This is a genomic window from Mycoplana ramosa (assembly GCF_041930185.1).
GTDB lineage: Bacteria > Pseudomonadota > Alphaproteobacteria > Rhizobiales > Rhizobiaceae > Mycoplana > Mycoplana ramosa.
This window is the reverse complement of the sequence record NZ_JBHEEW010000011.1, coordinates 1-12,153: the sequence shown is the minus strand read 5'-3', so window position 1 is coordinate 12,153 and position 12,153 is coordinate 1. Positions and strand designations below refer to the sequence as shown.

Here is a 12,153-nt window from a genome sequence, read left to right as displayed (position 1 = left end):
AACCCGGAGTTCCCGCCATGATTGCGGTGCAAAGGTGCGATATCGCCGGGGGACCGTGCCATGCGGGGCGATGACGATGCGCGACGCGCCGGCAGGACTGGCATAATCGTGATCGCCAATCCGCCGCCCGGCAGCCGCTGTTACTTGACTCCCGGGGAAAATCACTTAATAGCAGCCCCGGAAAAGGACAGCGTCCCATGCTTTGCCGCGACTTGATCATCGCCGACAGCAACCTCCTGGCGGATCCCGCCGGGGCGGACTCGCGTTGCCCCGTTTCTTCGAAAACACCGGCCAAAACGACGACGAAAACCGTCTGACGTCTCTGGCCCGCCGCTCTCTCCCCGGCATGGCCGGGGACCGGAACCCGCGTCGCATGTCGCCGGGTTTCCCCTCACGAAGCCGAGGAGAGACAGAGAAAGAGAGCAAGACACATGGGTTTCAAGATTGCAGTCGCCGGCGCTACCGGCAATGTCGGACGCGAGATGCTGAACATCCTCGTCGAGCGCGGTTTTCCCGCAGATGAGGTCGTGGCGCTTGCCTCGAGCCGTTCGGTCGGCACGGAAGTCTCCTACGGCGACAAGACGCTGAAGGTGCACAATCTCGAGACCTACGACTTTTCCGACACCGACATCTGCCTGATGTCCGCCGGCGGCGCGGTGTCGCTGAAGTATTCGCCCAAGATCGGTGCCCAGGGCTGCGTCGTGATCGACAACTCGTCGGCCTGGCGCTACGACGCCGAGGTGCCGCTGATCGTTCCGGAAGTGAACCCCGATGCGATCGCCGGCTTCCGCAAGAAGAACATTATCGCCAACCCGAACTGCTCGACCGCCCAGCTCGTCGTCGCGCTGAAGCCGCTGCACGACCGCGCGACGATCAAGCGCGTCGTCGTCTCAACCTACCAGTCGGTTTCCGGCGCCGGCAAGGAGGGCATGGACGAGCTCTTCAACCAGACCCGCGCCGTCTTCGTCGCCGATCCGATCGAGAGCAAGAAGTTCACCAAGCGCATCGCCTTCAACGTCATCCCGCACATCGACGTGTTCATGGAGGACGGCTACACGAAGGAAGAGTGGAAGGTGTTGGCCGAGACGAAGAAGATGCTCGACCCGAAGATCAAGGTGACCTGCACGGCCGTGCGCGTTCCCGTGTTCATCGGCCATTCCGAATCGGTCAACATCGAGTTCGAAAACGAGATCACCGCCGATGAGGCGCGCGAAATCCTGCGCGAGGCGCCGGGCTGCCAGGTGATCGACAAGCCGGAGAACGGCGGCTACATCACCCCTTACGAATCGGCCGGCGAGGACGCCACCTACATCTCGCGCATCCGTGAGGACGCTACGGTGGAGAACGGCCTGAACATGTGGGTCGTCTCCGACAACCTGCGCAAGGGCGCGGCCCTGAACACGATCCAGATCGCCGAGTTGCTGGTCAACCGCGGTCTGATCAAGGCGAAGAAGCACGCCGCCTGAGGGGACAAACCCAAAGCACGAAAATAAAGGTCCCGCCTCGACCGTCAGACGGGTGCGGGACCTTGCCTTGATCGAGACATGGTCGGCGGCTATGGCACCCGCCGCATGCGCGAGTGGCGATGACGCATCTGACGGGCAATTCGCATGTCGTGACGCAAAGTGGTTCGAGATCTCGGAGTTGATTGGATGGGCTTGATGAACAGGATGGTACAGGGGCTGGCGGCGGTGGTGCTGACGGCGGCAGTTCCAGCGGTAGCGATGGCCGCGGCGTGCGGCGACAACGCCACCGGGTTCGAGGCTTGGGTCGACCAGTTCAAGACAGAGGCCTCGGGAAAGGGAATCGACCCGCGCACGCTCGACGTCGCCTTTGCCGAAGTCGGCTATAACAGGGCAACCATCCGGGCCGACCGCGGCCAGAAGAGCTTCAAGCTGTCGCTCGACCAGTTCATGCAGAAGCGCGGCGGACAAACGATCATCAACCGTGGAAAGGGTCTGCGCAAACAGAACGCAGCGCTCTTCGCCCGCATCGAGCGCCAGTACGGCGTGCCGGCCGGACCGCTCATCGCGATCTGGGGCATGGAAACCGGCTTTGGCGGATTCCTCGGCAAGGAACACACGCTTTCGGCGGTGGCCACGCTCGCCTACGACTGCCGGCGTTCGGAATACTTCACCAACCAGCTCTACGCGGCGCTCAATCTGGTGCAGAGCGGCACGCTGAGCACGCAGGCGCGCGGCGCCGCCCATGGCGAGATCGGCCAGACCCAGTTCCTGCCGGTCAACGTTCTCAAATATGGCGTGGACGGTGATGGCGACGGCCGCATCGACCTCGTCCGCTCCAAGGCCGACGCGCTCGCCTCGACCGCGAATTTCCTGGTCGGTCACGGCTGGACCCCCGGCGCCGGCTACCAGCCGGGCGAGGCGAACTTCGCCGCGATCCAGGGCTGGAACGCGGCCAGCGTCTATCAGCAGGCGATCGCCATCATCGGCGCGGAAATCGACGGCGACTGACGCCGCTTCTCCGAAGGCCCGGCGACGTGTCGGGCCTGATCGCGGGCTACGTTGTTCTTAAATCTCGAGCGGGCTCAATGAATCCGTCATGCCGGACATGATCCGGCATCCAGCGCGCTCAAATCGTTGAGCCCAAGGGACTTTTTCGCGCCGCCCGCGGCTGGACGCCGGATCAAGTCCGGGGTGAGGGAAGAGGGCGGGTTGCGCGTAAGAAAATATAGCGACAGTCTGGCCCGGGCACGCCGCCGGGCGCTCTTCACATTCCCGGCCGGCCGAAATCGCCGGTCTTGGCGTCCATGATCCAGAGTTCGCCAGTGGAGATGTCGAACCAGGCGCCGTGCAGGTTGAGCTTGCCGCGCTGTTCGAGGATCTGCACGCAGGGAAACGTTCTCAGGTTGGCGATCGAGTTGCGGATCGAGACGCGTTCCAGCGCGCGCTGGCGCTCGGCGGCCGTCATCACCGCGTTGCTCTGGATCTGCTCGGCAGACGGCTTCAGGAGGTTCATCCAGCGGCCTATGAAGTCCCCCGGCGACAGCGGTTCCGCATCCGGATCGAGGGCCGCCTTGATGCCGCCGCAGCGGCCGTGGCCCATGACGACGATGTCGGAGACGCGCAGCGACTGCACGGCGAATTCAAGGGCGGCCGAGGTCGAATGATAATGGCCATCCGGCTCGTAGGGCGGCATCAGATTGGCGACGTTGCGGACCACGAACAACTCGCCGGGGCCGCAGTCGAAGATGGTCTCCGGCGCCGCGCGCGAATCGCAGCAGGCGATCACCATCGTCTTCGGTTTCTGGCCGCTTTCCGCAAGCGCCTTGTAGCGCTGTTGCTGTTCGCTGAAGCGTCCGTCCATGAAATTCTGATAACCGGTCAGAAGGTGGTCCGGAAAGCGATGCATTTTGTCGATACTCCCGTACGATGACGAATGAGTAGAAGCGCGGAAAAATGCTGTAACGGGCGCGGCCTCGCTGCGCAAGCCTGAGATTGACCTGAATCGTCATCGTCCAGCGGCCATGCGGGGCGGGGGCATCGGTCCCGTACTGCGCGCTTGCGCCCCTACCGGATTCGCCTTGCGGCGGGATGGACGAGCCGGCGCATCTGCACCATCGCCATCGGCGTGGCGAGGCTGGCGGCATCCTGCTCTAGGGTCAGCTCGTCTGCGCCGCGCTTGGCGCTGCGTGCCACGATCTCGAAGACGCTGGCGGTGGCCAGCTGCAAGGCCCGCTCCTCGGACAGACCATCGAGCAGCCGCGACAGGAAGACGGAGGCGACGAGGTCGCCCGTCCCGTTCGGCGGGTTCGGCACCTGGCGGTGCTCGGCCAGAAGGGCGGTCCGGCCGGAAAGATAGAGATTGCCTGTCCCCCCGGCCATCATCGCCACGGCGGAGGTGACCAGCACGCGCGAGGGCCCGAGCGCCAGCGCCGCCTCCATGATCGCGGCATTCGTCTCGAGCGGCGCACCGGCAAGCCAGGCGAGCTCGAACCGGTTCGGGGTGGCGATCGAGGCGAGCGGCAGCAGATCGTCGCGGATCGCCTCGGCGGTGGCAAGCGGCACATAGAGGCCGCCTTCGTCGCCGCATACCGGGTCGCAGAGATAGACGATCTCCGGGTTCTCGGTCTTCAGCGCGCGCACGAGGCGGGCAATCGAAGCGGCTTGCGCCGCCTCGCCGATATAGCCCGACAGCACCGCCTTGATCTCGCCGCGCCAGGGAGCGCCGATCAGGTCGTCGACAAGCGCGTCGAACTCGCCGGCGCCGATCACGACCCGCGTAGCCCGACCATGCCCGGGATGCCACGGAAGGATGACGGTGGGAACGGCCCAGACCGGGTGGCCAAGCGATTCCAGCGCGAACACCGCGGCGCGGTTTCCCACCGTGCCGCGCACGACATGGCTCGATATGACAAGGATCGCGCCCTTTTCGCCTACGCTCATCCGATGTGGCTTTCCCGAGTCCGTTACACCGATCGTCCTCCATTGAACCAAGGCTCTGCCAACCGCAAGAAAATGTTGAGCGGACAGTAAAGGCGCGCCGACCGATTGGCCAAAATCCTGGCTCGCGTGCGGCCAGACCTCATCACCGGCGAGCCGCAAATGCCGCGATTTCTGCGGATTTTGACCGGAAATTTCGAGAATCGCCCGTTTTTTTGCGGGGATTGCCACCGGTTTTGGCGTTTTTCGGACAAAATCGATTGAAATCAGCCCAATAGCTACAAAAACCTCGCGGGGAGAATTTCTCTTCTGCTAGGGTCCTGACATCCAATTTCGGGGGGAATTCATGTCTACACGCAGCAATACGAGGAGAGAGAAACAGATCGATGCGGTAGCGACCGCCGCGGCGAAGCGGGGGGAGAAGTTCATCGATCCCTGGATCCTCTTCGGGCGGGCCAGCAACGACGATCTCGACCTCTACAGCGCCGACATGCTGGCGGCGACCGCGGCCCACGCCCACGCCGAGATCTTTGCCTGGGACGGCTGCGAACCGCGCGTGACGGTCACCAATGTCGCTGCCGCCGCCCCGCAGGGCGCGCCGGTGTCGATCCTGTCGGTCACCGACCGCAACCAGCCGTTCCTGTACGATTCGGTGATGGGCGAGGTGACGAGCACGCACCGCGACATCCACCTTGCCATCCATCCGATCCTGGTGATCGAACCGGACCAGGAGCCGAAGCTCTTTTCTCCCGACGAGCCGAGCGATCCGGCCCATCGCGTCAGCCATATCGAGATCCATCTGTCGGCGCTGGGCGCCTCGGAGGCGGCGAGCCTGATCGAACGCATCCGCCACGTGCTCTCCCAGGTTCACCTGGCGGTCGGCGACTGGAAGCCGATGATGGACACGCTGGCGCTTGCCGTTTCGGAGATGGCGCAGAACGGCACCGCGCGCCGCCAGGCCGACAAGGACGAGGCCATCGCCTTCCTCGACTGGCTGCGCAACGACAACTTCACCTTCCTCGGCATGCGCGAGTACACCTACAGCGGCAAGGGCGAAAAGGCGCTGGTCGAGCGCGGCACCGGCAAGGGCCTCGGTATCTTGTCCGATCCGGATGTGCGCGTGCTGCGGCTCGGCAAGGACGCGGTGACGACGACGCCCGAAATCCTGGCCTTCCTCGAAGGGCCCGAGTTCCTGATCGTTACCAAGGCGAACGTGCGCTCGGTGGTCCACCGCCGCGCCTACATGGACTATGTCGGGGTCAAACGGTTCGACGCCGAGGGCAACGTCACCGGCGAGCTCAGGATCGTCGGCCTGTTCACGTCGACCGCCTACACCCACGCCGCCTCGCAGATCCCGTTGCTGCGTTCCAAGGTCCAGGCGATCATCGACCACTTCGGCTACGATCCGCAGAGCCATTCCGGCAAGATGCTGATCAACACGCTCGAATCCTACCCGCGCGACGACCTCTTCCAGATCGATACGGGATTGCTTGCGACCTTCTGCGAGCAGATCAACGAACTCAGCGACCGGCCGCGCATCCGCGTGCTGCCGCGGATCGACCATTTCGACCGCTTCGTCTCCGTCATCGTCTACGTGCCGCGCGAGCAGTATGATTCGGACGTGCGCGAGAAGATCGGCACCTATCTCAAGACGGTCTACGACGGGCGCGTGTCCGCCTACTATCCGGCCTTTCCGGAAGGGGGGCTGGCGCGCGTCCACTTCATCATCGGCCGCTCCGGCGGCAAGACGCCGCGGGTTCCGCAGAAGAAGCTCGAGCTGGCCGTCCGTGACATCGCCACCCGCTGGACCGACCGCTTCGAGGCGCTGGCCGGGCCGGACGCGACGAAGCTGATCGCGCCGAAGGCCTATCAGGAAGCGTTCACCCCGGCGGAGGCCCATGCCGACCTCGGCATCATCGAGGCGGCGACCGAGGCTGATCCGATCCACATCGCCTTCTACCGCAAGCCCGGCAACAGCGACACGAAGATGCTCGAACTGAAGATCTTCCACGCCGGCGACGCGGTGTCGCTGTCGAGGCGCGTGCCGCTTCTGGAAAACCTCGGCTTCAACGTGGTGAGCGAGCAGACGCACGACATCGAAGTGGTGCAGGAGGACGGCGCGCGCCGGCTCGTGGTGCTGCACGACATGGAACTGCGCCATCGCGACGGGCTCGACATCAACCTGCCGAAGCTCGCCGGCGTGCTGAAAGACGCCTTCCTGTCGGCCTGGCACGGCCGCACCGACGACGACACCTTCAATCGCCTGGTGATGACGGCCGGCCTTGACGCCCGCGAGATCATGGTGGTGCGCGCCTATGCGCGCTATCTGCGCCAGACCGGGATCGCCTACTCGCAGGACTACATCGCCGACACGCTAAGCAAGTACCCGCTGATCGCCGCCGACCTGTTCCACCTGTTTGCGACGCGCTTCGACCCGAAGCTTGCCGAGCGCAAGCGCGAAAAGCAGGCGGGCGAGCTGTCGGTCAGGATCGAAGCGGCGCTGGCCGGGGTGCCGAGCCTGGACGAGGACCGGATCCTGCGCCGCTATGTCAATGCGATCCAGTCGACGCTCCGGACGAACTACTTCCAGCGCGACGGCGAGGGCCGGCCGCTTCCGGCCCTTGCCTTCAAGCTCGATCCGCAGGCTCTCGACGGCCTGCCGGAGCCCAAGCCGTTCCGCGAGATCTTCGTCTACGGCGCCGAGGTCGAGGGCGTGCACCTGCGCTATGGCCGCGTCGCCCGCGGCGGCCTGCGCTGGTCCGATCGCGCGCAGGACTACCGCACCGAGGTGCTGGGCCTGGTCAAGGCGCAGCAGGTCAAGAACGCCGTGATCGTTCCGGTCGGCGCCAAGGGCGGCTTCTATCCGAAGCAACTGCCCGTCGGGGGCAGCCGCGATGCCGTCTTCAATGCCGGCAAGGAGGCCTACAAGACCTTCATCCGCACGCTCTTGTCGGTGACGGACAACATCGTCGGGCAGGAGGTCGTGCCGCCACGTGACACCGTCCGGCTCGACGGCGACGATCCCTATTTCGTCGTCGCCGCCGACAAGGGCACGGCGACGTTCTCCGACACGGCGAACGCGCTGGCGCAGGAGGCCGGCTTCTGGCTCGACGACGCGTTCGCCTCCGGCGGCTCGGCCGGCTACGACCACAAGAAAATGGGCATCACGGCGCGCGGCGCCTGGGAGACGGTGAAGCGCCATTTCCGCGAGATGGACATCGACATCCAGAAGACGCCGTTCTCGGTCGTCGGCGTCGGCGACATGTCCGGCGACGTGTTCGGCAACGGCATGCTGCTGTCGCGCAAGACCCGGCTGATCGCCGCCTTCGACCACCGCGACATCTTCATCGATCCCAACCCCGATACCGAGCTGTCCTTCGCCGAGCGCAAGCGCATGTTCGCGCTGCCGCGCTCGAGCTGGCAGGACTATGACCGCGCCGCCCTTTCCAAGGGGGCGATGATCATCCCGCGCACGGAAAAATCGGTGACGCTGACGAGCGAGGCGATGGCCGCGATCGGCATCGACAAGCAGAAGGCAACCCCCTTCGAGATCATGAGCGCGATCCTCAAGGCCCCGGTCGACCTGCTCTGGTTCGGCGGCATCGGCACCTATGTCCGCGCCGCCAGCGAGACGGATGCGGAGGTGGGCGACCGCGCCAACGATGCGATCCGCGTCACCGGCGAGGAGGTGCAGGCAAAGGTGATCGGCGAGGGCGCCAATCTCGGCGTCACCCAGCGCGGCCGCATCGCCTTCGGACTGAAGGGCGGCCGGTGCAACTCCGACGCGATCGACAACTCCGCCGGCGTCAATTCGTCGGACGTCGAGGTCAACATCAAGATCGCGCTCGCCTCGGCGATGCGCGAGGAGCGGCTGACCCGGGCGAAGCGCAACACGCTGCTGGCGTCGATGACGGACGAAGTGGCCCATCTGGTGCTGCGCAACAACTACCTGCAGTCGCTGGCGATCTCGCTGTGCGAGCGGCAGGGCCAGGCGAACCGGCCCGGCCTGTCGCGGCTGATGACGCGGCTCGAGGCGGCCGGACAGTTGAACCGCAAGGTCGAGATGCTGCCGAGCGACCAGGAAATGGACGAACGCTACCGCGCCGGCAAGCCGCTGACGCGGCCGGAGATCGGCGTGCTTCTCTCCTACTCGAAGCTCGTTCTGTTCGACGAGATCCTCGAGAGCGACCTGCCGGACGACCCCTATTTCGAGCCGACCCTGATCAACTATTTCCCGGCGAAGATGCAGCGCGGCTTTGGCCAGGATATCCGCTCGCACCGGCTGCGCCGCGAGATCATCGCGACCATCCTGGCCAACGGCGTGATCAATCGCGGCGGGCCGGCCTTCGTCAGCCAGCTTACCGACGGCAGCGGTTATTCGAGCGCGGACGTCGTCAAGGCGGCCATGCTGGCCTTCGAGGGCTACGAGCTGTTCCCGCTCTATGCGGCTGCCGATGCGCTGGACAACGCGATTGCGGGGTCGGCGCAGAACGAGGTCTACGAGGAGCTCGGCCGGATCTTCTCCAACGCCACGGCGCTGCTTTTGACCACCGGCGCCATCAACGCGCCGATGGACACGGCGGTGCACAAGCTGAAGCAGGCGCTCAGGCAGCTGCGGCCGCATCTCGCCAGCCTGATGCCCGAGGCGGCGCGCGAGGAGTTGCGCCGCAAGGCACTCTCCTTCGAGGACAAGGGTGTTCCCGAGCAACTCGCGGGCGAGATCGCCGATCTGCTGGCGATGGCCTTCGTTCCCGAGATCATGCTGATCGCCACCCAGACGGGCGACAACCTGGTGCGCACGGCGCAGACCTTTGCGGGCATCAGCGAGACCCTCAACATCGGCGCCCTGCTCGGCGCGGCCACGCGCGTGCCGACGACGGACCTGTACGAATCGCTCGCACTGGCGCGCAACCTCGCCGACATCGCCTATGCGCGTCGCGAGCTGACGATGGCCGTGCTCGCCAAGCACAAGGGAGACAAGAATCCCCTTTCGGCCTGGCGGAGCGCCGACGCCGGAAGGCTGGGCCTGGTGACCGGGCGCCTGGGCGCACTGACCGAGGCCGGCGAGGCGACGCTGGCCAAGATCTCCGTAGCCGCCGGCGCGTTGAGCGACCTTGCGCACGGCCGGGCAAGGTGAGAAAGTCCTGCCGGGCGCGCCAGCGCCCGGCATCCCTCGCCGCACGGACGGTCCGATAGAACGACAGCCGGCTAACGACCGGCCGTCGGCGTCAGAGCCTGCGCCATCTCCGGTACGGGCTGCTCCGCAAGCTCAAGCGCCGGAGGGGCAATGACAGGCAAGGACGACACGGCCGGACGCCGGCCAAGGCGGCTCGGCATCTGGGGCTGGATGCTGTTCGACTGGGCGGCCCAGCCGTTCTTTACCGTCATCACCACCTTCATCTTCGGTCCCTATCTCGTCTCGCGGTTGGCCGCCGATCCCGTGGCCGGCCAGGCCGCGTGGAGCTACACGCTCACTGTTTCCGGCATCATCATCGCCGTGCTTTCCCCGGTTCTCGGTGCGGTTGCCGACAAGACCGGCCGGCGCAAGCCATGGATCGGCGTCTTCGCCGTCGTCCAGATCGTCGCGCTCTGGGCGCTTTGGTATGCCGCGCCAGGAACGAGCCTGGCCGTGCCGCTGGCGATGATCGTGCTGGCCACGATCGCGGCGGAGTTTTCGATCGTCTTCAACGATTCGATGATGCCGCGGCTGGTACCGCCGCAGGAGGCGGGGCGGATCTCGAACCTCGCCTGGGGTCTGGGTTATCTCGGCGGCATGATCGTCCTCATCGGCGTCGTGCTGCTGCTGGCGGCCAATCCGGAAACCGGCAGGACGGCGCTCGGCATCGAGCCGCTGTTCGGACTGGACGCGGCGGCAGGCGAGGACGCGCGGATCACCGGGCCGATCTCGGCCGTCTGGTATCTGGTCTTTGTCCTGCCGATGTTCCTGTTCACGCCCGATGGCGGACGCGGCATGCGCATCCTGCCCGCGGTTCGGGCAGGCGTCGCCGATTTGCGCCACACCTTTGCGGAGCTCAAGGGGCGCCCGGGCATCGTCCGGTTCCTGATTGCGCGCATGCTCTACCAGGACGGCGTCAACGGCCTGCTCGCCCTCGGCGGCACCTTTGCGGCCGGCATGTTCGCCTGGCAGACGATGGAGCTCGGCCTCTACGGCATCGTCCTGAACGTCGTGGCGATCGGCGGCTGCCTGTGGGCAAGCCGGCTCGACGGCCGCTTCGGCTCGAAGACAGTGGTGGTCGCGAGCCTGATCTGCCTGATCGTGGCCACCCTCGGCATCGTCTCGACGGCGCCGGGCCATACCCTGTTCGGCCTGGTGCCGCTCTCGCCAGCCGATTCCGGCGGCCTGTTCGGCACGGCGGCGGAGAAGGCCTACATCCTCTACGGGCTGCTCGTCGGCATCGCCTTCGGCCCGGTGCAGGCATCCGCCCGCTCCTACCTGGCGCGCAGCGTGGCGCCGGAGGAGGCCGGACGATATTTTGGGCTCTACGCGCTGACCGGGCGGGCCACGTCCTTCGCCGCCCCGCTCTGCGTCGGCCTGATCACCAGCGCGACCGGCTCGGCGGCACTCGGCATGGGTGCGCTCGTCGTCTTCCTCGGCATCGGCCTCGTCCTGCTGCTGCCGGCGCCCTATCCGGCGCACGACCCCGCTGACCGCTGACGCGAGATGCGAGCCCACCATGCGGGCTGGCGCTGAACAAGCCTCCGTTGCCGTTGGGCAACAGATCCCAGGAAAGCCTTGGTCAGCCGCTTTCCAATCTGGAACTCCACTCATTCTGAAGGCTTGGTCTCCTCGGAGGAGCGCCGTTGATTCGCCGCTATGTATTTCAGGTTTGTATTTCAGGTTTGTATTTAAGTTTGTATCTCAGGAGACGTAATGCGCCCGCTGTTCCCGTCCGTTCGGGCATCTTTCCCGGCCTTCGCCCGGTCCCCGCACCAGAGAGACGGTTCCACGAACGATAGGGTCATGGATGCGCCGATGACTGCGGGCCTTGCGGCACAGGTTGCCGCATCCGCCCATGTCAGACGCCTGCGCAACCTGCTGCTCTGCGGCGCCGGTGGCGAGAGCCCGCCTTTTATTGCAGGGTGGTTCAAGCGAGGGCACATCGCAGCGCTTCCGGCCGCGCTAAGCCTGGGTCTTTCCGGGCTCCCGAACGCGGCCGCGGCTGCTTGCTTTCCCGGACCTACCACAGCCTGTAGCGCCCCCGGCGGCAGTGGCTTTCCGGACCGCTCCGGCTATGGCGGCGCGGGCAATGGCGATGGCGGCGGTGCCAGCACCCTCGACGGGAGTGTAACGATCACGATCCCTGGCAATCCCGGATCGGGAGGCCATGGCGGCCAGGGAGCGGACGGTGACCTCCCGGGCGGATTGGGCGGGGCCCTTGGCGCCAGTACCGGCGCAACAGCCACCGTCTTCGGGCTTGTGACCGGAGGAGTAGGGCAGACAGGTCCGGACGGATTGAATTTCGGCGCCGGTGGCGGCGGGGGCGGCACGGGCCTCTATTACAGTGGTCAGGACTTGACCATCCTCTGGAGCGGCTCCCTCGTCGGCGGAGCCGGCGGTGCGGGCGGTTCCGCCACCGCCGCCGTTGTCGGCAACGCCGGCGGTGGCGGCGGTGGCGGAACCGGTATCGCATCGGTGACGGCAGGGGCGGCGATCACCAATAACGGCGTCATCACGGGTGCCGCCGTTGAGGGTGGCGGTGCCGGTCGCGGCGATTCGGTCCGACTGACC

Annotated in this window: 6 protein-coding genes and 1 pseudogene; 5 read left to right on the top strand and 2 right to left on the bottom strand. The window is 66.0% G+C overall.

The genetic code is table 11. The features are described from left to right. Positions 1 to 431: 431 nt before the first annotated feature. Together JNC62_RS14795 and JNC62_RS14790 are read left to right on the top strand one after the other, a co-directional pair. Entirely contained in the window at positions 432 to 1,466 is a 1,035-nt protein-coding gene (locus JNC62_RS14795) for an aspartate-semialdehyde dehydrogenase (protein ID WP_374839782.1), read from the top strand. A gap of 186 nt (positions 1,467 to 1,652) precedes the next feature. Beyond that, positions 1,653 to 2,474, top strand: coding sequence for a lytic murein transglycosylase (locus JNC62_RS14790; RefSeq protein WP_374839781.1), 822 nt, complete (start codon positions 1,653 to 1,655; stop codon positions 2,472 to 2,474). 256 nt (positions 2,475 to 2,730) lie between these two features. Here JNC62_RS14790 and JNC62_RS14785 read toward each other — a convergent pair whose 3' ends face one another. Together JNC62_RS14785 and pdxY are read right to left on the bottom strand one after the other, a co-directional pair. Beyond that, complete coding sequence (locus JNC62_RS14785; RefSeq protein ID WP_374839780.1) at positions 2,731 to 3,372, bottom strand: carbonic anhydrase; 642 nt, start codon at positions 3,370 to 3,372, stop codon at positions 2,731 to 2,733. A gap of 158 nt (positions 3,373 to 3,530) precedes the next feature. Continuing rightward, positions 3,531 to 4,406, bottom strand: coding sequence for a pyridoxal kinase PdxY (pdxY, locus tag JNC62_RS14780; RefSeq protein WP_374839779.1), 876 nt, complete (start codon positions 4,404 to 4,406; stop codon positions 3,531 to 3,533). A 343-nt stretch (positions 4,407 to 4,749) separates the two neighbouring features. Between pdxY and JNC62_RS14775 the strand changes: the two genes are divergently transcribed. The 3 genes and pseudogenes from JNC62_RS14775 to JNC62_RS14765 all read left to right on the top strand — a co-directional run. Continuing rightward, positions 4,750 to 9,540: an NAD-glutamate dehydrogenase gene (locus tag JNC62_RS14775; RefSeq protein ID WP_374839778.1), complete on the top strand. Its 4,791-nt coding sequence runs from the start codon at positions 4,750 to 4,752 to the stop codon at positions 9,538 to 9,540. Between the two features lie 150 nt (positions 9,541 to 9,690). Continuing rightward, a complete protein-coding gene (locus JNC62_RS14770; protein WP_374839777.1) occupies positions 9,691 to 11,079 on the top strand; it encodes an MFS transporter in 1,389 nt (462 codons plus the stop codon). A 318-nt stretch (positions 11,080 to 11,397) separates the two neighbouring features. Then, positions 11,398 to 12,153, top strand: a pseudogene (locus JNC62_RS14765) (hypothetical protein); the annotation flags it as partial.

Excerpts from the sequence above, each read along its gene's own strand:
- JNC62_RS14795 (WP_374839782.1), top strand. The coding sequence starts at position 432 with ATGGGTTTCAAGATTGCAGTCGCCGGCGCTACCGGCAATGTCGGACGC.
- JNC62_RS14790 (WP_374839781.1), top strand. The coding sequence starts at position 1,653 with ATGGGCTTGATGAACAGGATGGTACAGGGGCTGGCGGCGGTGGTGCTG.
- JNC62_RS14785 (WP_374839780.1), bottom strand. The coding sequence starts at position 3,372 with ATGCATCGCTTTCCGGACCACCTTCTGACCGGTTATCAGAATTTCATG.
- pdxY (WP_374839779.1), bottom strand. The coding sequence starts at position 4,406 with ATGAGCGTAGGCGAAAAGGGCGCGATCCTTGTCATATCGAGCCATGTC.
- JNC62_RS14775 (WP_374839778.1), top strand. The coding sequence starts at position 4,750 with ATGTCTACACGCAGCAATACGAGGAGAGAGAAACAGATCGATGCGGTA.
- JNC62_RS14770 (WP_374839777.1), top strand. The coding sequence starts at position 9,691 with ATGACAGGCAAGGACGACACGGCCGGACGCCGGCCAAGGCGGCTCGGC.